The organism is Methylobacterium crusticola, from assembly GCF_003574465.1.
Taxonomy (GTDB): Bacteria; Pseudomonadota; Alphaproteobacteria; order Rhizobiales; family Beijerinckiaceae; genus Methylobacterium; species Methylobacterium crusticola.
This window is the reverse complement of sequence record NZ_QOWC01000003.1, coordinates 1-21,844: the sequence shown is the minus strand read 5'-3', so window position 1 is coordinate 21,844 and position 21,844 is coordinate 1. Positions and strand designations below refer to the sequence as shown.

The 21,844-nt window shown below is 74.0% G+C and carries 19 protein-coding genes; 12 read left to right on the top strand and 7 right to left on the bottom strand.

All coding sequences use genetic code 11. The features are described 5' to 3' along the window. Positions 1-32: 32 nt before the first annotated feature. The 3 genes from DT057_RS07175 (at position 33) to DT057_RS07165 (ending at position 2,917) form a co-directional block, all read left to right on the top strand. Complete coding sequence (locus DT057_RS07175) at positions 33-1,859, top strand: methylmalonyl-CoA mutase family protein (RefSeq protein WP_128561393.1); 1,827 nt, start codon at positions 33-35, stop codon at positions 1,857-1,859. 100 nt (positions 1,860-1,959) lie between these two features. Next, positions 1,960-2,346 (top strand): hypothetical protein, encoded by a 387-nt coding sequence (locus DT057_RS07170; RefSeq protein ID WP_203236211.1) that lies wholly within the window; start codon positions 1,960-1,962, stop codon positions 2,344-2,346. A 136-nt stretch (positions 2,347-2,482) separates the two neighbouring features. Continuing rightward, positions 2,483-2,917 carry a hypothetical protein gene (locus tag DT057_RS07165; protein WP_128561392.1) on the top strand — a complete coding sequence of 145 codons (435 nt, stop codon included), beginning with the start codon at positions 2,483-2,485 and terminating at the stop codon, positions 2,915-2,917. Between the two features lie 197 nt (positions 2,918-3,114). Here the strand turns inward: DT057_RS07165 and lepA are convergent, their stop codons facing one another. The 4 genes from lepA to DT057_RS07145 all read right to left on the bottom strand — a co-directional run bounded on the left by lepA (position 3,115) and on the right by DT057_RS07145 (position 8,886). Continuing rightward, positions 3,115-4,920 carry a translation elongation factor 4 gene (gene lepA / locus DT057_RS07160; protein WP_128561391.1) on the bottom strand — a complete coding sequence of 602 codons (1,806 nt, stop codon included), beginning with the start codon at positions 4,918-4,920 and terminating at the stop codon, positions 3,115-3,117. A gap of 148 nt (positions 4,921-5,068) precedes the next feature. Further along, positions 5,069-6,154 carry an NAD(P)/FAD-dependent oxidoreductase gene (locus DT057_RS07155; RefSeq protein WP_128561390.1) on the bottom strand — a complete coding sequence of 362 codons (1,086 nt, stop codon included), beginning with the start codon at positions 6,152-6,154 and terminating at the stop codon, positions 5,069-5,071. A 113-nt stretch (positions 6,155-6,267) separates the two neighbouring features. Beyond that, the gene (locus tag DT057_RS07150; RefSeq protein WP_128561389.1) at positions 6,268-7,878 is read right to left on the bottom strand and encodes a phosphoenolpyruvate carboxykinase; all 1,611 of its coding nucleotides are present in this window, start codon (positions 7,876-7,878) and stop codon (positions 6,268-6,270) included. Between the two features lie 231 nt (positions 7,879-8,109). Beyond that, positions 8,110-8,886, bottom strand: coding sequence for a HugZ family pyridoxamine 5'-phosphate oxidase (locus DT057_RS07145; RefSeq protein WP_128561388.1), 777 nt, complete (start codon positions 8,884-8,886; stop codon positions 8,110-8,112). Between the two features lie 373 nt (positions 8,887-9,259). Here DT057_RS07145 and DT057_RS07140 point away from each other — a divergent pair, with 373 nt between their 5' ends. From DT057_RS07140 to DT057_RS07120, 5 genes are all read left to right on the top strand, one after another. Next, positions 9,260-9,976 carry a response regulator transcription factor gene (locus tag DT057_RS07140; RefSeq protein WP_128561387.1) on the top strand — a complete coding sequence of 239 codons (717 nt, stop codon included), beginning with the start codon at positions 9,260-9,262 and terminating at the stop codon, positions 9,974-9,976. A 60-nt stretch (positions 9,977-10,036) separates the two neighbouring features. Then, positions 10,037-11,812: a sensor histidine kinase gene (locus tag DT057_RS07135; protein WP_128561465.1), complete on the top strand. Its 1,776-nt coding sequence runs from the start codon at positions 10,037-10,039 to the stop codon at positions 11,810-11,812. A gap of 6 nt (positions 11,813-11,818) precedes the next feature. Continuing rightward, positions 11,819-12,271 carry an HPr kinase/phosphorylase gene (locus DT057_RS07130; RefSeq protein WP_128561386.1) on the top strand — a complete coding sequence of 151 codons (453 nt, stop codon included), beginning with the start codon at positions 11,819-11,821 and terminating at the stop codon, positions 12,269-12,271. Positions 12,272-12,359: 88 nt separating this feature from the next. Then, positions 12,360-12,761 carry a PTS sugar transporter subunit IIA gene (locus DT057_RS07125; RefSeq protein ID WP_128561464.1) on the top strand — a complete coding sequence of 134 codons (402 nt, stop codon included), beginning with the start codon at positions 12,360-12,362 and terminating at the stop codon, positions 12,759-12,761. A gap of 153 nt (positions 12,762-12,914) precedes the next feature. Beyond that, entirely contained in the window at positions 12,915-13,244 is a 330-nt protein-coding gene (locus DT057_RS07120; protein WP_128561385.1) for an HPr family phosphocarrier protein, read from the top strand. A gap of 3 nt (positions 13,245-13,247) precedes the next feature. On the opposite strand, the gene DT057_RS07115 is transcribed toward DT057_RS07120, so the two are convergent. From DT057_RS07115 to DT057_RS07105, 3 genes are all read right to left on the bottom strand, one after another. Beyond that, positions 13,248-14,240 (bottom strand): GNAT family N-acetyltransferase, encoded by a 993-nt coding sequence (locus tag DT057_RS07115; RefSeq protein WP_128561384.1) that lies wholly within the window; start codon positions 14,238-14,240, stop codon positions 13,248-13,250. Positions 14,241-14,349: 109 nt separating this feature from the next. After that, entirely contained in the window at positions 14,350-15,474 is a 1,125-nt protein-coding gene (locus DT057_RS07110) for a CobW family GTP-binding protein (RefSeq protein WP_128561383.1), read from the bottom strand. Positions 15,475-15,622: 148 nt separating this feature from the next. After that, positions 15,623-17,107, bottom strand: a complete 1,485-nt coding sequence (locus DT057_RS07105) for a D-alanyl-D-alanine carboxypeptidase family protein (protein ID WP_203236210.1) — start codon at positions 17,105-17,107, stop codon at positions 15,623-15,625. Between the two features lie 337 nt (positions 17,108-17,444). On the opposite strand from DT057_RS07105, the gene queE reads away from it, so the two are divergent. The 4 genes from queE to zwf all read left to right on the top strand — a co-directional run bounded on the left by queE (position 17,445) and on the right by zwf (position 21,452). Continuing rightward, positions 17,445-18,077 carry a 7-carboxy-7-deazaguanine synthase gene (gene queE / locus DT057_RS07100; RefSeq protein WP_128561382.1) on the top strand — a complete coding sequence of 211 codons (633 nt, stop codon included), beginning with the start codon at positions 17,445-17,447 and terminating at the stop codon, positions 18,075-18,077. A 73-nt stretch (positions 18,078-18,150) separates the two neighbouring features. Further along, positions 18,151-18,507 (top strand): 6-carboxytetrahydropterin synthase QueD, encoded by a 357-nt coding sequence (queD, locus tag DT057_RS07095; RefSeq protein WP_128561381.1) that lies wholly within the window; start codon positions 18,151-18,153, stop codon positions 18,505-18,507. A 77-nt stretch (positions 18,508-18,584) separates the two neighbouring features. Further along, on the top strand, positions 18,585-19,691 hold the full coding sequence (gene ampH / locus DT057_RS07090) for a D-alanyl-D-alanine-carboxypeptidase/endopeptidase AmpH (protein ID WP_128561380.1): 1,107 nt from the start codon (positions 18,585-18,587) through the stop codon (positions 19,689-19,691). A 285-nt stretch (positions 19,692-19,976) separates the two neighbouring features. After that, positions 19,977-21,452, top strand: coding sequence for a glucose-6-phosphate dehydrogenase (gene zwf, locus DT057_RS07085; protein WP_128561379.1), 1,476 nt, complete (start codon positions 19,977-19,979; stop codon positions 21,450-21,452). Positions 21,453-21,844: the final 392 nt, after the last annotated feature.

The following is a 21,844-nucleotide window of genomic DNA, read 5'->3' as shown; positions in this document are numbered from 1 at the left end:
GGTGCAGGAAGACCCGTGCCACGAGGACCGCCATGGACGACACCACGCTCGCCGCCCCGTTCCCGCCCGCCACCCGCGCGCAGTGGCGCGCGCTGGTCGACGGGGTGCTGAAGGGCGCGGATTTCGAGAGGCGGCTCGTCCCGCGCAGCCGCGACGGCATCCGGATCGAGCCGCTCTACGAGGCCGCCCCTCCGGCGGTCCAGCCGGCCCGGGGCGGCGGCGCGCCCGCCCCCTGGCGCGTCAGCCAGCGGCTGGACCACCCCGACCCGTCCGAGGCCAGCGCCCTGGCGCTCGCCGACCTCGAGGGCGGCGCCGACGCGCTCACGATCGTGCTGGCGGGCGCGCCCGCGGCCCGGGGCTTCGGGCTGCCGGGGCCCGACGCCCTGGAGGCGGCGCTCGCCGGCGTGATGCTCCCGCTCATCGCCCTGCGGCTCGATGCCGGCCCGGCGGCGTTCGAGGCCGCGCCCCGCCTCGTCGCCCTGGCCAAGGCCGCCTCCCCAGACCTCGGGGCGCTCGACATCGACCTCGGCGTCGACCCGGTCGGGATGCTGGCGGCGGGCGCCGCGGCCGGGACCGAGGACCGCCTCGCCGCGCTGCTGTCCGACCTCGACGCCGAGGGGTTCGCCGGCCGCGTGGCGCTGGCCGACGCCCGCCCGTTCCACGAGGCCGGCGCCACGGAGGCGGGCGAACTCGCGGCCGTCCTGTCGAGCGCGCTCGCGACCCTGCGGGCGCTGGAGGCCGGGGGGCACACCCTGGAGCGGGCCCGCGACGCGGTCGCGTTCCTGCTGGTGGCCGACGCCGACGAGTTCATGACGGTGGCCAAGTTCAGGGCCCTGCGCCGGCTCTGGGCCCGGGTCGAGGAGGCCTGCGGCCTCGCCCCGAAGCCGGCCCGGATCCACGCCGAGACCGCCTGGCGCAGCACCACCCGGCGCGACCCCTGGGTGAACATGCTGCGGGCGACGAGCGCGACCTTCTCGGCCGGCCTCGGCGGCGCCGACGCCGTCACGGTCCTGCCCTTCACGGCGGCCCTCGGCCTGCCCGACGCCTTCGCGCGCCGCTGCGCCCGCACCATGCAGCACGTGCTGATCGAGGAGGCGAACCTCTGGCGCGTCGCCGACCCGGCGGCGGGGGCGGGCGGCTTCGAGGCCCTGACGGAGGGCCTGTGCGAGCAGGGCTGGGCGCAGTTCCAGGCCATCGAGCGCGAGGGCGGGATCGTCGCGAGCCTGCGGACCGGCGCCCTCCCGGGCCGCCTCGCCGCCCTGCGGCAGGCCCGCGACGCCGACCTCGCGACGCGGCGCCAGCCGATCACCGGGACGAGCGAGTTCCCCGACCTGCACGAGGCGCCCGTGGCCGTGCTGGCCCCCGCCCCCGCCCCCGCGCCGGCGGGCGCCGCCGGGGGCGCCCTTCCCTCCCGGCGCCTCGCCGAGCCCTACGAGCGCCTGCGCGACGCCGCCGACGCGATCCTGGCCCGGACGGGCCGGCGCCCGCGCGTGTTCCTTGCCAATCTCGGGCCGCTCAGCGCCTTCAACACCCGCGCGACCTTCGCCCGCAACGCCTTCGAGGCCGGCGGGATCGAGGCCGTGACGAACGACGGCTTCTCCGACCACGGCGCCATGGCGGAGGCCTTCCGGGCCGCCGGCACGCCCCTCGCCTGCCTGTGCTCGTCCGACGCGATCTACGCCGAGGCGGCGACGGCGGCGGCCGGGGCGCTGCGTGCCGCCGGCGCCCGCAGGCTCTACCTCGCGGGGCGGCCGGGCCCCCTCGAGCCCGCCCTGCGCGCGGCCGGAGTGGCCCACGACCTCTACGCCGGCTGCGACCTGCTCGGCCTCCTCGCGGAGGCCCTGGGCGACCTGGACTGAGTGCGGCGGAGCACCGACGCGGGGCCGCGGCCGCGCCTAGCCTGAAACCAAGCCGGAGCACCTCGTGTTCTTCGCGCGATCGTCAAGGGAATCGAGGTCCATGAAGCTGCTCGTGTCCGCCCTCGCCGCCGGGGCCGTCCTCGCCGGTGCCGTCGCACCGGCCCTCGCCGCCAAGGCGGTCGCCAAGGCGCCCAACCGCTACGACGGCTCGTGGAGCGTCGAGGTCATCACCGAGAACGGGTCCTGCGACCGCGCCTACCGGTACGGCGTCGTCATCGAGAACGGCCAGGCGCGCTACGCCGGCGGCAGCGACTTCACGGTCTCGGGCCGGGTCCAGCCGAACGGCGCCGTGCGGGCCGTCATCAGCCGCGGCGACGCGGCCGCCCGGGTGGTGGGCCGCCTCGCCGACCGGTTCGGCAGCGGCACCTGGACGGCGAGCGGCTCCGCCTCCTGCGCCGGCCGCTGGAACGCCGAGCGCCGGAGCTGAGGCGGGGGCGCCCGCCCGCGCCGACCCCGGACCTGCCTCAAAAACCGCCGCTGCGGGCGGGTTCTGCCGCATATCCGCCCTCGACCCGGGTCAGGATTACGCCGGATACTGGTCCGATGATTCGACCGAGGCGCGGATGATGAAAGCTCTGCTCTACGGCTTGGCCTGCACTCTGGCGGCGACCGCGACCGTCGCGGCGCGGGACACCCCCCGCGGCGCGGAGCAGCGGCGCGTCCTCCTCGCGCCCCTCGAGAGGGCGGCCACCGACTGCTTCGCCGAGACCATCGGCAACAACCCGGCGGCCCTCGCCCACGCCCGGGCCGGGCGCTGGTACGAGGCGGCCGGCGTGATCGGCTTCCTGTGCCGGCCCGAGGTCGACGCCATGGCGCGCGCCCACGACCGGCTCGACGGCCGCGGCGCCGGCGGCCGCTACTTCACGGGCGCCTACGTGCGCCACCTCGGCCAGGAGCTGGCGCAGCGCCTCGAGCCGCAGCTCACGACGAAGACCTGGGCCAACGCGGAGCCCCGCTCCGACGCCGAGGTCGCGCCGATTCCCGCCTCCGCGCCCTGAGGGGCGTGCCGGCCTGAAGGGAATGGGCCGCCGATCAGGCCGGGTACCAGGGCAGGATCCGACGGCGGGGCCAGCTTTTCGTCGCAGACATCGTGACGGGACGACGCCCCGGCGACCGAGTTTCGTCGGAAACGGGCGCGGCGCTCGGCCGAGCGCGCCGTGCCGAGGCGGCGCTCCCGGGCGGGGAGCGGCGCCCCTCAGGAATCCATCTTCAGCGCGGCGATGAAGGCTTCCTGCGGGATCTCGACCTTGCCGAACTGGCGCATGCGCTTCTTGCCCTCCTTCTGCTTGTCGAGGAGCTTGCGCTTGCGGGAGATGTCGCCGCCGTAGCACTTTGCGGTGACGTCCTTCGAGAGGGCCCGGATGGTCTCGCGGGCGATGATCTTGCCGCCGATCGCCGCCTGGACCGGGATCTGGAACAGGTGGCGGGGGATCAGGTCCTTCAGCTTCTCGCACATCGCCCGGCCGCGCGCCTCGGCCCGGCTGCGGTGGACGAGCATCGACAGCGCGTCGACCGGCTCGGCATTGACCAGGATCGACATCTTGACGAGGTCGCCCTCGCGGTAGTCGGAGATGTGGTAGTCGAAGGAGGCGTAGCCCTTCGAGATCGACTTCAGGCGGTCGTAGAAATCGAACACGACCTCGTTCAGCGGCAGGTCGTAGACCACCATGGCGCGCTTGCCGACGTAGTTGAGGTCGACCTGGGTGCCGCGGCGGTCCTGGCACAGCTTGAGGACGCCGCCGAGGTACTCGTCGGGCGTGAGGATGGTGGCGCGGATCCAGGGCTCCTCGATCGTCTCGATCTTCATCACGTCGGGCATGTCGGCGGGGTTGTGCAGCTCCCGCTGCTCGCCGTCCGACATGTTGAGGTGGTAGACCACGCTCGGCGCCGTCGAGATCAGGTCGAGGTTGAACTCGCGCTCCAGCCGCTCCTGGATGATCTCCAGGTGCAGGAGGCCGAGGAAGCCGCAGCGGAAGCCGAAGCCGAGGGCCGCCGAGGTCTCCATCTCGTAGGAGAAGGAGGCATCGTTGAGCCGCAGCTTGCCCATGGCGCCGCGCAGGTTCTCGAACTCGGCCGCGTCGACCGGGAACAGGCCGCAGAACACGACCGGCTGCACCGGCTTGAAGCCCGGCAGCGCGGCCGCGGTCTGGCGCCGGTCCTCCGTGATGGTGTCGCCGACGCGGGTGTCGGCGACCTCCTTGATCGAGCCGGTGAGGAAGCCGACCTCCCCGGGGCCGAGCTCGCTCACGTCCTGCATCTTCGGCCGGAACACGCCGGTGCGGTCGACGCCGTAGGTGGCGTCCGCCCCCATCATCCGGATCGTCATGCCCTTCTTGAGCACGCCGTCGATGATGCGCACGAGGACGACGACGCCGAGATAGACGTCGTACCAGGAATCGACCAGCAGGGCCTTCAGGGGCGCGGCGCGGTCGCCCTTCGGCGGCGGCAGCCGGGTGATGATCGCCTCGAGCACCGCCTCGATGTTGAGCCCGGTCTTGGCCGAGATCGCCACCGCCTGCGAGGCGTCGATGCCGATCACCTCCTCGATCTGCTCCTTGACCCGGTCGGGCTCGGCCGCCGGCAGGTCGATCTTGTTGAGGACCGGGACGATCTCGTGGTTGGCGTCGATGGCCTGGTAGACGTTGGCGAGCGTCTGCGCCTCGACCCCCTGGGAGGCGTCGACGACGAGGAGCGAGCCCTCGCAGGCCGCGAGGGAGCGCGACACCTCGTAGGTGAAGTCGACGTGGCCGGGAGTGTCCATCAGGTTGAGCACGTAGTCGCGCCCGTCCTGCCCCCGGTAGTCGAGGCGCACGGTCTGCGCCTTGATGGTGATGCCGCGCTCGCGCTCGATGTCCATCGAATCGAGGACCTGCTCGGTCATCTCCCGGGCCGTGAGTCCCCCGGTGATCTGGATCAGCCGGTCGGCGAGGGTCGACTTGCCGTGGTCGATATGCGCGACGATCGAGAAATTGCGGATGTTGTCGACGGGGGACGCGGTCATTGCGAAACTATCTCCGGCGCGCAGGCGCGGGTTCTTGCGCGGCGCACGGGGCATCGGGGAATCCTCGCCGAGATAGCAGCGGGCATCCCGGCCGCCAAGGGACCGGGGGCGCGGCTCAAGCGACGGGGCCGGGGCGCGCCCCCGGGGCTCAGGCGCCGAGGCGGTCGGCCACGTCCTCGGCCAGGGACAGGCTGGAGGTCAGGCCCGGGCTCTCGATCCCGAACAGGTGGACGAGGCCCGGCAGCCCGTGCTCGGCCGGTCCCTCGACGCAGAAATCCGCCGCGCCCTCGCCAGGCCCCGACAGCTTCGGCCGGATGCCCGCGTAGTCGGGCACCAGCGCCCCGTCGGGCAGGCCGGGCCAGTAGCGCCGGATGGCGGCGTAGAACAGGGCGCCCCGGGCGGGATCGACCTCGTAGCCGGGCGCCTCGATCCACTCGACGTCGGGCCCGAACCGCATCCGGCCGCCGAGATCGAGGGTGAGGTGGATGCCGAGGCCCCCCTCGACGGGGGCCGGGTAGATCAGCCGGGTGAAGGCCGGCCGGCCGGTGCAGCCGAAGTAGTTGCCCTTGGCGAGCACGAGGCGCGGCACGCGCCCGGGCGGGTAGCCCTCGGTGGCGCGGGCGAGCACCTGCGCGCCGAAGCTCGCGGTGTTGACCACCGCGTCGACCGCGATCGCGTCGTCGCCGAACCGCGCGAGCCAGCCCGCGCCCTGCCGGTCGAGACGGTCGATGCGCGTCCCGAACGCGAGGGCGCCGCCCGCATCCTCGATGTCGCCCTGGAGGGCCAGCATCAGGGCGTGGCTGTCGACGATCCCGGTCTCGGCCGAGAGCAGGGCGGCCGTGCAGGCGAGGTTCGGCTCGAGCGCCCGCGCCTGCGCGCCGTCGATGAGCGTGAGACCCTCCACGCCGTTCTCGACGCCCTGCCGGTGGATGGCCGCGATCTTGGCCCCCTCCGGCTCGGTCGCCGCGACGATGAGCTTGCCGATCCGCGCATGCGGCACGCCGTGGCTCTCGCAGAACGCGTAGAGCCGGCGCCGCCCCTCGACGCAGTGCCGCGCCCGGCTCGAGCCGGTCGGGTAGTACATCCCGGCGTGGATCACCTCGGAGTTGCGCGACGACACGCCCGTGCCGATGCCGCCCTCCGCCTCCGCGACGATGACCTCGTGGCCGCGCAGGCCGAGGGCCCGGCCGACCGCGAGACCGACCACGCCCGCACCGACGACGAGGATCATCATGCCGTCTCAAGCCCCCGCGGCCGCGCGCCCGGGGACGAGGGCGCGGGATCGCGCCCCTCGCGGGCGCCTCTCGCCCCCTCCCGGCCGGGTGAGGGGCGCTGCCTGCCCCGGCCCTACGCGGCGATCGACATCGTCGGCTCGGCGGCGCGCACGTCGGCGTCGACGTGGGCCTCGAAGCGCTTGAAGTTCGCCTGGAACATCTCGACCAGGCGCTTGGCCGTCTCGGCGAAGGCGGCTTTGTCCTGCCAGGTCTTGACCGGGTAGAGGATGTGGGGCTCGACGCCCGGGACCGAGGTCGGCACCGCGAAGCCGAAATAGGGGTCGCGGCGGTAATCGGCCTTGGCGAGGGAGCCGTCGAGGGCCGCCGTCAGGAGCCGGCGCGTGACCCGGATCGGCATCCGCCGCCCGGTGCCGACGCCGCCGCCCGTCCAGCCCGTGTTGACGAGCCAGCAATCGACGTGGTGGCGGGCGATCAGGTCGCGCAGCAGGTTGCCGTAGGTCGAGGGGTGGCGCGGCATGAACGGGGCGCCGAAGCAGGTCGAGAACGTGGCCTCGGGGCCCTTCAGCCCCTTCTCGGTCCCGGCGACCTTGGCGGTGTAGCCCGACAGGAAGTGGTACATCGCCTCGGCGCCGGTCAGCTTGGCGATCGGGGGCAGCACCCCGAAGGCGTCGCAGGTCAGCATGACGATGTTCTTCGGGTGCCCGGCCTGGCCCGTCGCGCTCGCGTTGGCGATGAAGGGCAGCGGGTAGGCGCAGCGGGTGTTCTCGGTGCGCGAGGCGTCGTCGAAGTCCGGCAGGCGGGTGACCGGGTCGATCGCCACGTTCTCCATCACGGTGCCGAAGCGCTCCGTGGTGGCGTAGATCTCGGGCTCGGCCTCCCGCGAGAGGCGGATGGTCTTGGCGTAGCAGCCGCCCTCGAAGTTGAAGATGCCCTTCGGGCTCCAGCCGTGCTCGTCGTCGCCGAGCAGCACCCGGGCCGGGTCGTTCGACAGGGTGGTCTTGCCGGTGCCCGAGAGGCCGAAGAACAGGGCCGAGTCGCCGGCGGCGCCCACGTTCGCCGAGCAGTGCATCGGCATCACGCCCGCCCTGGGCAGCACGTAGTTCAGGTAGGTGAAGACCGACTTCTTCATCTCGCCGGCGTAGGAGGTGCCGCCGATGAGCACGATCTTGCGGGTGAAGTCGCAGGCGATGACGGTCTCGGAGCGGACGCCGTGGCGGGCCGGGTCGGCCTTGAAGCTCGGCAGGTCGACGATGGTCAGCTCGGGCACGTAGCCGGGCAGCGCCTCGCCGTCCGGCCGGATCAGCAGGTTGCGGATGAACAGCGAGTGCCAGGCGAACTCGGTGAAGACGCGGGCGCGCACCCGGTGGCCGGCCTCGGCGCCGCCGAACAGGTCCTGGGCGAAGAGCTCCATGCCCTCGGCATGGGCCATGAAGTCGGCGTGGAGGGTGTCGAACTGCTCACGGCTGATGGCGCCGTTGTTGTCCCACCAGACCTCGCTCTCGGTGTCCTGGTCGCGGACCACGAACTTGTCCTTGGGCGAGCGTCCGGTGTGGATCCCCGTCTCGGCCACGAGGGCGCCGCCGCTGGCGAGCTGCGCCTCGCCGCGCCGCAGCGCGTGCTCGTAGAGGCTCGCGGCCTCGAGGTTCCAGTTGACGCGCTTGAGGTTGCGGAAACCGACCTTGTCGGCGCCGAACGCCCCGTTGAATACGCCGATGTCGTTCACGCGTGCTCCTCCTGGCGCCGTCCGGCGGGCGGGCGGCGTGTCGGCCCCTCCGCGCCCCGGCAGGGCCGGCACCCTCGTTCCTGCGGAGCGGCGTCCGTCCTGTTCTAGCAGGTCGAGGCGCGCCGCGCCCAGATCACCCATCGTGATCCCGATGGGAAGCTTTAGTAGGTGGCGGACCTTCGCGGTTCAATCGAATTCGCCGGCGGGCGCCGTGACAGGCGCGGGATTGTGTCAGTCCGCCCCGGCGGCCGGCGCGGCCCGGGCCTGCGCCGCCAGGGCGACCAGGACCGGCCGCAGGGCCCCCGGGCCGGAGAGCCGCTCCGGGAACGCCACCCGGGCGGTGCGGTCGCCGGCGAGGAGGTCGATCCCCTCCGGGTCGAGGCCGGTGAGCCGCCAGGGGCCGGGCGCCTCCCCGGCGAGCCGCGTGGCGAAGAGCGCGACGGCGTCGGCGTGGTCCTGGTTCATGTGCGCGACGGCGCCGGCCTCGCTCCCGGCGAGGGCATCGAGGCCCGCGAGGTCCGTGAGCAGCTCCGCCGCCGTCAGGGTCGCGGCCCTGGCGAAGCCGCCGTTCAGGTGCCCGGCCTCCGGGGCGAGGCGGAAGAAGCCGAAATCCGGAAAGTCGGCGTAGAGCGCGGCCTTCGGGTGGCGGGCGAGGAAGCGGGCCCGGATGCCCGGCGCGGCGCTGCGGCCGGCCACGCCCGTCACGGTGAGCCGGGGATGGGCCAGCGGGTCGCCCTTGCCGCCGGGGCTCAGGAGAAGCGAGCAGCGCGGGTCGGCCTCGAGGTTGAGGGTGTGGGCGGAGAGCCGCGACAGCAGCAGGAGGGGCGCCCCGTCGAGGTCCGTCGCCACCGTGACCAGCGACGCGAAGGGCGCGCCCCCATCCCGCTCGAGCGTCGCGAGCGCGCCCGCGCGCGTCCCGCGCAGCACCGCCTTGGCGAGGCCGACCGCGTCGAACGGCGCCTGCGCGGCCGGCAGCGGCGCGGCCGGCCCCCTGTCGAGCTCCGCCATGGTCGCGACACCTCCCTGAAGGGGCCGCGGGGTGGTCGGCCGGGACCACCCTGGCGCCGGCGCCGCGCGCCGTCCACCCGGCCCGACGTCGCGGGCGGACGGCCCGACGCCGCGGGCGCGGAGCGCAAGGGCGCGCGCATGGCGGAAAGCCCGACTGTGACCTCCTCGCCACGGGTGCTCGCTTTTTCGGCGCGTTCGTCATAAGGGTGACGAAACCGTGGCGCCGCCGCCACTGTCCAGCCCTTCTTGCCAGCCTGTCCTGGCGGCGGCGCAGCACCACACCAACCGGGTCCGCAGCCGGTTCCAGTCGGGTGACGTTCAGCAGGGATGAGGCTCCCTCGCCCGCGACGCCGCCCCCGCCCAGGGAATGCCCATGCCGACCATCGCCCTCGTCGATGACGACCGCAACATCCTCACCTCGGTGTCGATCGCGCTGGAGACCGAAGGCTACCGGATCCAGACCTACACCGACGGGGCCTCGGCCCTCGACGGCCTCAAGCACTCGCCGCCCGACCTCGCGATCTTCGACATCAAGATGCCCCGCATGGACGGCATGGAGCTGCTGCGGCGCCTGCGCCAGAAATCCGACCTGCCGGTGATCTTCCTGACCTCGAAGGACGAGGAGATCGACGAGCTGTTCGGCCTGAAGATGGGGGCGGACGACTTCATCCGGAAACCCTTCTCGCAGCGCCTGCTGGTGGAGCGGGTGAAGGCGGTGCTGCGCCGCTTCGCCGCCAAGGAGACCGGTCCCGGCGCCTCGGCCCGCGAGGCGGAGGCGGCGGCGGCGCGCTCCCTCGAGCGCGGCCAGCTGATGATGGACCCCGAGCGCCACACCTGCACCTGGAAGGGCGAGCCGGTCACCCTGACGGTGACGGAGTTCCTGATCCTCCAGGCCCTGGCCCAGCGGCCGGGCGTCGTGAAGAGCCGCAACGCCCTCATGGACGCGGCCTACGACGACCAGGTCTACGTCGACGACCGCACCATCGACAGCCACATCAAGCGGCTGCGCAAGAAGTTCAAGGTCACCGACACCAGCTTCGACATGATCGAGACGCTCTACGGCGTCGGCTACCGATTCAAGGAATCTTAAGAGATCCTCGGCGTGACAAGCGGTTCGGCCCTCGGCGCGGTGCGGCGCCTGCTCGGCGGCATGCCCCTCAGGGCCAGCAGCGAGATCGACCCCGAGGCCGAGACCGCGCGGGAGCCGTTCGGCCCGCGCACGGTCCGGCGCTGGATCGCCCTGCGGGCGGCCTCCAGCCTGACGCGGCGCATCGTCGTCCTCAACCTCGCGGGGCTGATCGCCCTGCTGGTCGGCTTCCTCTACCTCAACCAGTTCCGGCAGGGGCTGATCGAGGCCCGGGTGCAGAGCCTGCTGACGCAGGGCGACATCATCGCGGGCGCCATCGCGTCCTCGGCCTCGGTCGACACCGACACGATCACGATCGATCCCGACCGGCTGCTCCAGCTCCAGGCCGGCGAGGGCGCCGCCGGGGGCGACGAGGCGCCCTCGGGCCTCGAATTCTCTCTCAACCCGGAGCGGGTCGCGCCGCTCCTGCGCCGGCTCATCACGCCCACCGGCACCCGGGCGCGGGTCTACGACCGCGACGGCACGATCCTGATCGATTCGCGCAGCCTCTACATCCGGGGCGACCTCGCGCGTGCCGAGCCGCCGCCGGTCCGCAAGGAGAAGCCGAGCCTGATGGAGCAGGCCTGGAACGCCGTGCGGGCCCACGTGCCGGGCCTGCGCGGCGCGCCCGCCTCCGAGGAGGCCGGGCCGGCCGACGGGCGCAGCCTGCCGGAGGTGCAGCGGGCCCTCGCGGGCGCCCGCGGCACCCTGGTGCGCCGCAGCAGCCCGGGGGAGACCATCGTGTCGGTGGCCGTCCCGATCCAGCGCGCCCGCACGGTGCGGGGCGCCCTGGTGCTCTCGACCCAGGAAGGCGACATCGACAAGATCATCGCCTCCGAGCGCTTCTCCCTGATCCAGGTCTTCCTCATCGCCGCGATGGTGATGGTGGTGCTGTCGATGCTGGTCGCCGGCCAGATCGTCGGCCCGGTCGGCCGCCTCGCCGAGGCCGCCGAGCGGGTGCGCCTCGGCATCAAGTCGCGCCAGGAGATCCCGGACTTCACCCGGCGCACCGACGAGATCGGACACCTGTCGGGGGCCCTGCGCGACATGACCCAGGCGCTCTACCGCCGCCTCGACGCCATCGAGAACTTCGCCGCGGACGTGTCGCACGAGCTGAAGAACCCCCTCACCTCGCTGCGCAGCGCCGTCGAGACCCTGCCGCTCGCCAAGACCGACGAGTCCCGCGGCCGGCTGATGCAGATCATCCAGCACGACGTGAAGCGCCTCGACCGGCTGATCAGCGACATCGCGGACGCCTCGCGGCTCGACGCCGAGCTGGCCCGGGCCGAGGCCGCCCGGGTCGACCTGAGGAAGCTCATCACCACGGTGGTCTCCGTCGCCAACGAGCGCCGGCGGCCCCGCGACGCCACCATCGCGCTGACGATCGACCCGGCCCCGCCGGGCCTCGAGGACCCGTTCGCGATCCTCGGCCACGACAGCCGCCTCGGGCAGGTGGTCAACAACCTCCTCGACAACGCGCGCTCGTTCTCGCCCAAGGGCGCCAGCGTGCGGGTCGCCCTCCGGCGCCGGCGCAACACCGTGGAGCTCGTCGTGGAGGATGACGGGCCCGGCATCCCGGCCCATGCCCTCGAGCGGATCTTCGAGCGCTTCTACACCGACCGGCCCGAGCAGGGCTTCGGGCAGAACTCGGGCCTCGGCCTGTCGATTTCGCGCCAGATCGTCCAGGCCCACCGCGGCACGATCCGGGCCGAGAACCGCCTGGGGGCGCCGGGCGAGGACGGGGAGCCGGCGGTGCTCGGCGCCCGCTTCATCGTGCGGGTGCCGGGCCAGAGCCGCTGAGCCCCGATGGGCGCCGCCGTGCACGCCGGCTGCGTGGTCCTCGGCGAGGACGGAATCCTGATCCGCGGCGAGCCGGGCAGCGGCAAATCGACCCTGGCCCGCGACCTTCTGGAGCGTGGCCCTATCTTGGCGGTCTTCGCCGGCCTCGTGGGCGACGACCGGATCGTCCTGACGCAACGGAACGGGCGCCTCGTCGCGGCCCCGCACCCGGCCGTCGCGGGCCTGATCGAGGTGCGCGGCCTCGGGCTGCAAGCCGTTGGCGCCACGGTGCCTTCCGCCGTGGTGCGCCTCGTCGTCGATCTCGCGGAGGCGGTGCCCCGGATGCCGGAGGACGGCGCCGAGACGGTTCTTCTCCGGGGCGTGGCGCTGCCCCGCATCATCCTCCCCCGGGACCCGGCCCGGGCCAGCACGGTGTTGTGGCGCTGGCGGCGCCTCCATGTCATGATGATGACCGAATGATGCGGATTTCGCCGCATTGCTCTTGCGCTCGCCTTCGCGCTGCACAAAATGGCGGCTCGGCTCCAAAGGGGCGTCGGAACTCGTGTCGATGATAGGAATGGTGCTCGTCACCCACGGTCTGCTGGCAACGGAATTCAAGGCCGCGCTCGAGCACGTCGTGGGTCCGCAGGATCAGCTCGAGACGATCACGATCGGTCCCGAAGACGACATGGAGGTTCGGCGCAAGGACATCATGTCGGCCGTCTGCCGGGTGAACAGCGGCGACGGCGTGGTGGTCCTGACCGACATGTTCGGCGGCACGCCCTCGAACCTCGCCCTGTCCTGCATGAACGGCGGCTCGGTCGAGGTGGTGGCGGGCATCAACCTGCCGATGCTGATCAAGCTCGCCAGCGTGCGCGACGAGGAGAGCCTGGGCGACGCGGTCCTGCACGCCCAGGAAGCCGGCCGCAAGTACATCAACGTGGCCTCCCGGGTGCTGGCCGGCAAGTAGGCCTTGGCCGGACCGGCGCGCCGCCCTAGCTTGGGGATGGCCGCCGCGCGGCACGGTCGCGCCCTCGATCCTCCCTCCCCGCCCCGCAGCACTCCCCATGACGACGAGAACCGGACGACGGGCAGCCGCCGGTGACGAGCAGGTGCCCCGCCGATGACCGCCTTCAACGATCCCGACGACTCGGACGGGGAGCTTCCGCCGGTGCCCGACGGCGCGGTGGCGCGGGACCTGCCGATCATCAACCGGCGCGGCCTGCACGCCCGGGCCTCGGCGAAGTTCGTGCAGACGGTGGAGCGCTTCGCCTCGGAGGTCACGGTGAGCCGGGGCGGCGAGACCGTGGGCGGCCGCTCGATCATGGGCCTGCTCACCCTCGGCGCCGCGCAGGGCACCAGCATCCGGGTCACGGCGCTGGGTGCCGACCAGGATTCCTGCATGGACACCATCGCGGCCCTCCTCGCCAACCGCTTCGGCGAGGACGAGTAGGGCTCAGGCGCGCCGCCCCGTCCGCGCCAGCCGGCGCAGCAGCGTGCCGGCCCGGTGCTTAAGCGCCGAGCCGCCCGGCCCGCGGCGGGCCGCGGGAGACCGGGCTTCCACGGCGACGATGGCCTCGACCCGGCCGGCCTCGTGCGGGGGGGCGCCGGTCTCGGACAGGCACAGGCCGGCCTGGCGCCAGACCGCGTCGCAGGGGCCCGAGGCGAGGTGGATTGCCGCCGCAACCACGGTCCCGTCCCGCCGCACCAGGTCGACGCAGGCCTGCCGCCGCCGGGCGAAGCGCCGGACCGCCACCCGGAAGGCCGTGGCGCGGGCGGGATCGGCGATGAGGCTGTCGCGGCCCTGCCGGGCGTCGAGGACGAGGAACTGCTCGATCGCGTCGCGCACCTGGCGCGGCTCGCGCACCCGCTCCAGGGAGGTGCGGCCCTCCGCGCGGGCGAGCGGCGGCCGGGCGTCGGGCCGGGGCGCCGGCTGCGCCGCCACCGTCAGGCGTCGCCCTGTGGCGCCCGCCACCGCCCCGAGGGCGATGGCCAGGGGGCCGTCCGGGCGAAGGTCCGGCAGGCGCAGGTCGGTGACCCGCAGGCGCGAGCCCGCCAGGTGCTCGAGGGCGGCCCGCAGGACGGCCGGCGCGTGGTCCCGGTCGATCACCGCCTCGGCCCGGCCCGACAGGGGCAGCCGCCAGAGGCAGGCCTGCCCGGGCAGGCCGAGGCCGGAGGGCAGGCGCAGCGGCAGCACCCCGCGCAGGGTGGCCTCGCCCTGCCAGACGAGCAGCAGCGCGAGCGTGCGGCCGTCGGCGAGGTGCTGCGCCATGGTGAGCACGAAATCAGGCTCGGCGTAGACGCTCGGCTCGAGGGTCCGGCCCATCAGGCCCCGCCAGGCGGCGGTCTCGGCGTCGCTCAGCGAGAGGGGGTGGCGCAGCTCGGCCCGCCACGCACCGGGTCCCGCCGCGCCCAGGCCGCCCTGGATCACCGAGAAGGGTTTCGTCATCGCGTCTCGTTCCGATCCGGCGCGTCCCGATCCGGGACAGGGACGCGTCCCTCTCGGCCGCGCGCCGTTGACGGTTCAAGAACCATACCGGGCGGCGCCCGGGCCGGCCTCAGCCGCCCGGGATCGCCAGAGGATTCGCGGTCAGGGCCGCGGCGTCGGGCGCGTCGACGGCGGGCCGGCCCAGGAACGCGTTCCAGAGCCTCGCCACGAAGGCGGGGTCGAGGTCGCGCACGATCAGCACCAGGCGCGAGCGCCGGTCCCCGTCCGGCCACGCCTCCAGGGTCGCGGGCGTGTGGACGACGTGCTGCACCCCGTGCACCACCACCGGCCGGCCCGGATCGTCCGCGAGGGCGACCAGGCCCTTGAGGCGCAGGAGCTTCGGGCCGTGGGCCGAGCGCAGGAGGTCGAGGAACATCTCGAACGCCGCCCGCGGCACCGGCTCCTCGCTCGCGAGGTGGAAGGCCCGGATCGCCGCGTCGTGGCGGTTCACGTCGTGGTGGTGGCCGTGACCGTGGCCATGACCGTGCTCGTGCCCGTCGTCCTCCGCCGCCGCCACCGCCTCGGCCCCGAGCCAGCCGCGCACGTCGTCGACCTTGCCGTCGAAGCCGAACAGGCCGCCGAGCATCGCCCCGGCCGGCGCGTCCGCGGGCAGCAGGGGCGCCGCGGGGTTGAGGGCACGGAGGCGCTCCCGCAGGGGGCCGCCGTCCCCCCGCTCCGGCGCGGCAAGATCGGTCTTCGTCAGCACGAGCCGGTCGGCCACCGCCACCTGCCGCACCGCCTCCGGATGCGCGTCGAGGGTGCCGGCGCCGTTGACCGCGTCCACGACCGTGACCACGCCCTGGAGCGCGTAGCGCATGGACACGTAGGGGTGGTAGAGCAGCGCGTGCAGGATCGGCGCCGGGTCGGCGAGGCCCGTGGTCTCGATCACCACCCGGCGGAACGGCGCGATGCGGCCGTTGTCGCGCTTGCGCAGCAGGTCCTCCAGGGTGGCGATCAGGTCGCCCCGCACGGTGCAGCACAGGCAGCCGGCGCCGAGCAGGATCATGCCCTCGTCCACCGTCTCGATCAGCAGGTGATCGAGCCCGATCTCGCCGAACTCGTTGACGATCACCACGGTGTCGCGGAGCGCCGGGTCGCGCAGCAGCCGGTTGAGCAGGGTGGTCTTGCCGGCGCCGAGGAACCCCGTGAGGACGGTGAGCGGGATCGGGGCGGGCCGGCCGGAGGGTCGGGTCATGGCGGGGTCGGGCTCCTGTCCGGCGCCGGGGGATGGCGGCGAACTGCGCATCCCCGCGGCGAAGGTCAATCCCCCGGGCTGAACGCCCCCGCGGGCGTTCAGCCCGGGCGGGGAGCGTCCGGCGCGGGCCGCGCCCGTCACCCGCGCGTCAATCGTCCTTGCTCTTGCGGGCCGCCTTCGCGGCGACCGACTTCGCGGCCACCGCCTTCGGCTTCGGGGCGGGCCTCGCCTCGGCCTTCGGAGCGTGCTTCGCGCCGGGCTTCGCCGCGTGCTTGGCGCCGGCCCGGTCCTTGTGGTCGGCGATCACCGCGGTTGCCGGCGCGGCGGAGGCGTAGGCCGCGGCCGCGGCGGGCGCCGCGGCCTTCTGGCGGGCGAGGAGCCTGGGCTGCGGCACGGTGGCGCCGGTCGCCGCGATGGTGCGGCTCGGGGCGGGCTTCGTCCGGGCGGCCTTGACGCGCGGCGCCTTCGCGGGCTTCGCCGCGACGGCCTCGTCCGTCGCCGCGATGGCGCTCTCGGCCGGGTCGCGCCCGGTCCAGACCAGCACCGGCTGGAGCGGCGCCCGGGGCGGCAGGGCGCGGTTGCGCAGGGCCGCGCTGTTCATGGTGGCGAAGGCGAGGGCCGAGGACGGCGGCGCGGCCGCGGCCATCAGCTGCGCGTTGGCGTTGTCGGCGTTGGCGCCCGCGGCGGCCGCGCTCGCGGTCGCGGCGGCGGAATCCGCGTCCGTCGGCATCGGGCGGCGCCGGTCGCAGATGTAGGGCCGCATGTCGGGCGGCACGGCGGCGGCCGAGACCGGCAGGTCGGCGAGGGTCTGGCCGCCCCAGCCCACGGACTGGCCGAAGCCGTAATCGAACAGGTCGGCGGCCTTCAGGTCGCGCTCGCGGGCGCTCGGCTGCCCCATCACCACGGTGATGATGCGCCGGCCGTTGCGGTTGGCGCTCGCCACCACGTTGAAGCCGCCCGCGCAGATGAAGCCGGTCTTCATGCCGTCGACGCCGGCGTAGCGCCCGAGCAGGCCGTTGTGGTTCGGCATCACGGCCCGGCCGAACTGGATCGCCGAGATCGAGAACAGGTCGCGGTTCTCGGGGAAGTCGCGGATCAGGGCGCGGGCCAGGACCGCCATGTCCCGCGCCGAGGTCCATTGCCGCGCGTCCGGCAGGCCGTTCGGGTTGAACCAGTGGCTGTCGCGCATGCCGAGGCGCTGCGCGGCCTCGTTCATCAGGTTGGCGAATCCCTCGACCGAGCCGCCCAGGTTCTCGCCGATCGCCCAGGCCACGTCGTTGGCCGACTTGACCATGATGATCTTGAGGGCGTTGTCGAGGGTGATCTGCGTGCCGGGCTTGAAGCCCATCTTGGAGGGCGGCTCGGCGGCGGCGTCGGCGGAGATCGCGAGCAGCTGGTCCATCGAGGCGCGGCCCTGGCGCACCATGTCGAGGGCCACGTAGGTGGTCATCAGCTTGGTGATCGAGGCCGGGTACCACGGGTCGGTGGCACCCTGGCTGTACAGCACCTTGCCGGAATCCACGTCGACCACCAGCATCGGGGCGGTGACCGCCCCGGCGGTCCCGGCCGCCAGGAGGGCACCGAGCCCGAGGAAGCGCCCGAGGAGGCGGGGCAGCAGGGCACGTGTCAGCATCGGTAGGGTTCCCGTCGGGCCGATGTCGTCATGCGGCGCCTCTCGCGGCCCTGGCCCCGCGGGCCCCGGGGGCCGCGCCGCCCCGGGCACCGCACGGCGGACCGGCCGTGATTGTACGTCAGCGGCGAAGCTTTTGACAGCATCGCACGAGAGGCCCATCAACGCACACTCCGTGGCGGGAGGATGGCGGACGCCCCCCGGCCGCCGCGCCTCCACGAGGTCGTCCACAGGCGCGGGGCGGGTGCGCGCCCGGTGCGCTTGCGGGCCGGGCCTCCCATCTGTCAGGGCACCCGGGCCACCGCCACCACCGCTGAGGGCCGCGAAGCGACCGCGACAGATGAGCTACGCCGTCAAGGAGATCTTCCACACCCTCCAGGGCGAGGGCGCCCAGGCGGGACGCGCCGCCGTGTTCTGCCGCTTCGCCGGCTGCAACCTGTGGAGCGGGCGCGAGGCCGACCGGGCGGACGCGGCCTGCCGCTTCTGCGACACCGACTTCGTCGGCACCGACGGCGTGGGCGGCGGCCGCTTCCCCGACGCGGAGTCCCTGGCGCGGGCGATCGAGGCGGCGTGGGGCGGGGGACCGGCGGGCCGCTACGTGGTGTTCACGGGCGGCGAGCCGCTGCTCCAGCTCGACGCCGCCCTGCTGGCGGGCGTGCGGGCGCGGGGCTTCACGGCGGCGGTCGAGACCAACGGCACCCAGGCGCCCCCCGAGGGGCTCGACTGGATCTGCGTCAGCCCCAAGGCCGGCGCGCCCCTGCGGCTGACCCGCGGCGACGAGCTGAAGCTCGTCTATCCCCAGGCCGGGCTCGCCCCGGACGACCTCGCGGGCCTGGACTTCCGGCACTTCTGGCTCCAGCCGATGGACGGCCCCGACCGGGTCGCCAACACCGATGCGGCGGTCGCGCACTGCCTGCGCGACGCCCGCTGGCGCCTCAGCCTCCAGACCCACAAGCTGATCGGCATCCCCTGACCGACGCGCCATTCGCCCCGGAGCGCCGTCGGTGCTATGGGGCGCCGGACACGAGCCCGCGACCGACACCCTCATGAAGATCACCCAGGCCTTCACGTTCGAGGCGGCCCACCGGCTGCCGAACGTGCCCGCGACCCACCGCTGCCACCGCATGCACGGCCACTCATACCGGGTGGAGCTGCAGCTCGACGGCCCCGTCGACCCCGGTACGGGCTGGGTGGTCGACTTCTTCGACGTCGAGCACGCCTTCGCGCCGGTCCTGGCGCGCCTCGACCACCATTGCCTCAACGAGGTGCCGGGACTCGAGAACCCCACGGCCGAGCACATCGCGGTCTGGATCTGGGAGCAGGTCCGCCCGGCGCTCCCCCTCCTCTCCTGCGTCAAGGTGTTCGAGACGCCCATGTCCTGGGCCGAGCACGCGGGCGACTGACGCGGGGCCCGGTCGCGCCGCGTGCTCGCGCCGGAGCGCCGCGGGTGTAAGCTGCGCCGCGAACCGGAGCCGGCACCATGCGATCCCTGTACCTCGCGCTCGTCCTCGCGCTGGCAGCCGTCACGGCCGCCCGCGGGGCCGACGACCCGGTTCTCGCGGCGGCGACCGGGCTGACCGGCACCGCCATGTTCCTCGGCTCCGGCGCTCCCGGCCTGGTCCTGGTGGTCGTGCGCGGGGACCAAACCCTGGTGCGGGGCTACGGCGAGACCCGGAAGGGCAACGGCGTCGCGCCGGACGGCACGAGCCTCTTGCGGCTCAACTCCGTCACCAAGGTGCTCACCACCGAGGTGCTGGCGGCCCTCGCCGCCGAGCGCAAGCTCGCCCTCACCGATCCGCTCCAGCGCTTCGCCGCCGCGGCGGTGCCGGCCTTCGAGGGGCGCCCGATCACGCTCCTCGACCTCGCGACCCACTCGGCCGCGCTGCCGCGCGAGATGGCCGACCTGCCCGAGGGCGCGAACCCCCGCGCCTGGCCGACGCGCGCGGACCGCTGGGCGTGGCTGCCCGGCACCGCGCTCCCCTGGGCGCCCGGGACCATCGCGTCGTACTCCAACGTCGGGTTCGACCTCCTCTCCGACGCCATCGAGGCCGCCGGGGGCCGCCCCTATCCGGACCTCCTGCGCAGCCACGTCACGGGGCCGCTCGGCATGACGGATACCGGCGTCGCGCCGACGCCCGAGCAATGCGCGCGCCTCATGGTCGGCTCCGGCCTCGGCGGCGCCGCGACCTGCGTCGACACGCGGGCGACGGAGGGGAGCGGCGGCCTCTACAGCACCGGGAACGACATGGCGCTCTGGCTGCGCCACGTCGTCGCCGACCCGACGGGGGTGGCGGGCGTGAGCCAGGCGGTCTACCGCCTGCGCCAGGCGATGCCCGCCGCGATCGGCTTCGACGAGGCCGGGCCGATGGCGGGCCTCGGGCTCGGCTGGGTGATGGTGGCGCCCCGCGGGATCGAGCCGGCGCTCCTGGCCAAGAGCGGCGGCGGCGCGGGCTTCATGAGCTACGTCGCCGTCGCGCCGGGCCGGGGCGCGGGCGTGTTCGTGGCGGTGAACCGGGTCGATCTCGCGATGTTCGCCGCGCTCACCGAGACCGCCAACACGCTGATCGCCAACCTCGTGACGCGCTGAGCGCCGGCCGCGGCGTCCTCCGGACGGCACCGCCCGGCAGCAGCCGGTTCGATGCGGCACGGCGGCTGCATCACCGGGCCGCGCAGCACCTGCGCCGCGCAGGTGCTGCGCCGCTCAGACGCGGCCGCGGGGCGAGGGGATCCCGGGCGCGGGGGCCGGCCGGACCCGGCCCGGCCTCGGGCCGCCGGGGACGCGGGCTCGAGGAGGGGGCCGCCGAAGGCCCCTTTGCGCATCGGCCGCGCGCCTGCCATCCCTTGGATCCGAGAGCCGGAGACACACCGACCGATGCCCAAGATCATACCCGTCGCGTCCTTCGATGCCGTCGTGTTCGGCGCGACCGGCGACCTCACGATGCGCAAGCTGCTCCCCGCGCTCTACTACCGCTTCCGCGACCGCCAGATCCCCGACGACAGCCGCATCATCGCGGCGGCGCGCAGCCCGTACGACGACGCCGAGTACCGCGCCCTCGCGGCGGCCGCGCTGGAGCGGCACGTCCCGGCCGCCGACCGCGACCCCGAGACCGTGGCGGGCTTCCTCGGCCACGTCAGCTACGTGGCGGTGGACGGCGCCGGCCGGGGCGGCTGGGACGACCTCGCCCGCCTGCTCGGCGAGCGCCCGGACCAGGTGCGGCCCTACTACCTCGCGACCTCGCCGGGCCTCTACGGCGCGATCTGCCGCAACCTCAGCGCCCACGGGCTCATCGGCGAGCGCTCGCGGGTGGTGCTCGAGAAGCCCATCGGCCACGACCTCGCCTCGGCGCGGGCGATCAACGACCAGGTCGGCCAGGTCTTCCCCGAGAACCAGATCTTCCGCATCGACCACTACCTCGGCAAGGAGACGGTGCAGAACCTGCTGGCGCTGCGCTTCGCCAACACGATCTTCGAGCGGCTCTGGAACGCCGACGTGATCGATCACGTCCAGATCACCGTGGCGGAGACGGTCGGGGTCGAGGGGCGCGGCGGCTACTACGACACGTCCGGCGCGCTGCGCGACATGCTGCAGAACCACATGCTGCAGCTCCTCTGCCTCCTGACCATGGAGAGCCCGCTCAACCTCGACGCCGACGCCGTGCGGGACGAGAAGCTGAAGGTGCTGCGGGCCCTCAAGCCCATCCCGCCCCACGACGTGCCGGCCCGCACCGTGCGCGGGCAGTACGTCGCCGGCGCGGTCGGCGGCCAGCCCGTGAGCGGGTACCTCGCCGACCTCGGCAACGAGCGCCCGAGCCTGACCGAGACCTTCGTGGCCCTGAAGCTCGAGCTCATGACGCCCCGCTGGGCCGGGGTGCCGTTCTACCTGCGCACCGGCAAGCGCCTGCCGCAGAAGATGTCGGAGATCGTGGTGCAGTTCCGCTCCTCGCCGTTCAGCATCTTCCCGGACGACTTCGCCCGCGAGCCGAACCGCCTGGTGATCCGGCTCCAGCCGCAGGAGGGGATCAAGCTCGAGGTGATGACGAAGGAGCCCGGTCCCGGCGGGATGCGGCTGCGCGCCACCGGCCTCGACATCAGCTTCGAGGAGACCTTCAACCAGCGCTACCCGGACGCCTACGAGCGCCTGCTGATGGACGTGGTGCGCGGCAACGCCACCCTGTTCATGCGCCGCGACGAGGTCGAGGCCGCCTGGGCCTGGGCCGACACCCTGCTCCAGGCCTGGACCGAGCGCCCGGAGCCGCCCCGCCCCTACCCGGCCGGCACCTGGGGGCCCACCGCCGCCATCGCGCTGATCGAGCGCGACGGCCGGACCTGGCACGAGGAGGTGGGCTGAGCCCGGCCGGCCCCGGGCGGGGCGCTGCGGGCCGCGGGTCCCCCGTGGGGAGCGTTGCCCGGCTCGGCAGTCCTCAGCCGCCGCGTCCGGCCGGCGGGGTGGCGCGGGGCGCCCGCTGTTCAGAATAATCCTAAGGAGTCTCAAGGGCATGACGCGGGTTTTTGGGAGGCCTCACGGCTTCCCTTGACCGGACGACGGCTCTAGAGGAGCGCATCGACTGAGGCCCCTCCGCCCGCCGGACGGGGCACCGAGGACATCCGCATGCGTTCCAGCCGCTCACCGCTCGCCGCCCCGATGGTCGCCCTGGCGCTCGCCCTCGCGCCCCCGGCGGCGGCCCAGGAGGAGCCCGCCGGCGAAGCGGCCCCGGCGCCGGCCCCGGCGCGCCCGGCGCC

Bases quoted from the DNA above. Each gene is read 5' to 3' on its own strand.
- DT057_RS07175 (WP_128561393.1), top strand. From the start codon at position 33: ATGGACGACACCACGCTCGCCGCCCCGTTCCCGCCCGCCACCCGCGCG.
- DT057_RS07170 (WP_203236211.1), top strand. From the start codon at position 1,960: ATGAAGCTGCTCGTGTCCGCCCTCGCCGCCGGGGCCGTCCTCGCCGGT.
- DT057_RS07165 (WP_128561392.1), top strand. From the start codon at position 2,483: ATGATGAAAGCTCTGCTCTACGGCTTGGCCTGCACTCTGGCGGCGACC.
- lepA (WP_128561391.1), bottom strand. From the start codon at position 4,920: ATGACCGCGTCCCCCGTCGACAACATCCGCAATTTCTCGATCGTCGCG.
- DT057_RS07155 (WP_128561390.1), bottom strand. From the start codon at position 6,154: ATGATGATCCTCGTCGTCGGTGCGGGCGTGGTCGGTCTCGCGGTCGGC.
- DT057_RS07145 (WP_128561388.1), bottom strand. From the start codon at position 8,886: ATGGCGGAGCTCGACAGGGGGCCGGCCGCGCCGCTGCCGGCCGCGCAG.
- DT057_RS07140 (WP_128561387.1), top strand. From the start codon at position 9,260: ATGCCGACCATCGCCCTCGTCGATGACGACCGCAACATCCTCACCTCG.
- DT057_RS07135 (WP_128561465.1), top strand. From the start codon at position 10,037: ATGCCCCTCAGGGCCAGCAGCGAGATCGACCCCGAGGCCGAGACCGCG.
- DT057_RS07130 (WP_128561386.1), top strand. From the start codon at position 11,819: ATGGGCGCCGCCGTGCACGCCGGCTGCGTGGTCCTCGGCGAGGACGGA.
- DT057_RS07125 (WP_128561464.1), top strand. From the start codon at position 12,360: ATGATAGGAATGGTGCTCGTCACCCACGGTCTGCTGGCAACGGAATTC.
- DT057_RS07120 (WP_128561385.1), top strand. From the start codon at position 12,915: ATGACCGCCTTCAACGATCCCGACGACTCGGACGGGGAGCTTCCGCCG.
- DT057_RS07115 (WP_128561384.1), bottom strand. From the start codon at position 14,240: ATGACGAAACCCTTCTCGGTGATCCAGGGCGGCCTGGGCGCGGCGGGA.
- DT057_RS07110 (WP_128561383.1), bottom strand. From the start codon at position 15,474: ATGACCCGACCCTCCGGCCGGCCCGCCCCGATCCCGCTCACCGTCCTC.
- DT057_RS07105 (WP_203236210.1), bottom strand. From the start codon at position 17,107: ATGCTGACACGTGCCCTGCTGCCCCGCCTCCTCGGGCGCTTCCTCGGG.
- queE (WP_128561382.1), top strand. From the start codon at position 17,445: ATGAGCTACGCCGTCAAGGAGATCTTCCACACCCTCCAGGGCGAGGGC.
- queD (WP_128561381.1), top strand. From the start codon at position 18,151: ATGAAGATCACCCAGGCCTTCACGTTCGAGGCGGCCCACCGGCTGCCG.
- ampH (WP_128561380.1), top strand. From the start codon at position 18,585: ATGCGATCCCTGTACCTCGCGCTCGTCCTCGCGCTGGCAGCCGTCACG.
- zwf (WP_128561379.1), top strand. From the start codon at position 19,977: ATGCCCAAGATCATACCCGTCGCGTCCTTCGATGCCGTCGTGTTCGGC.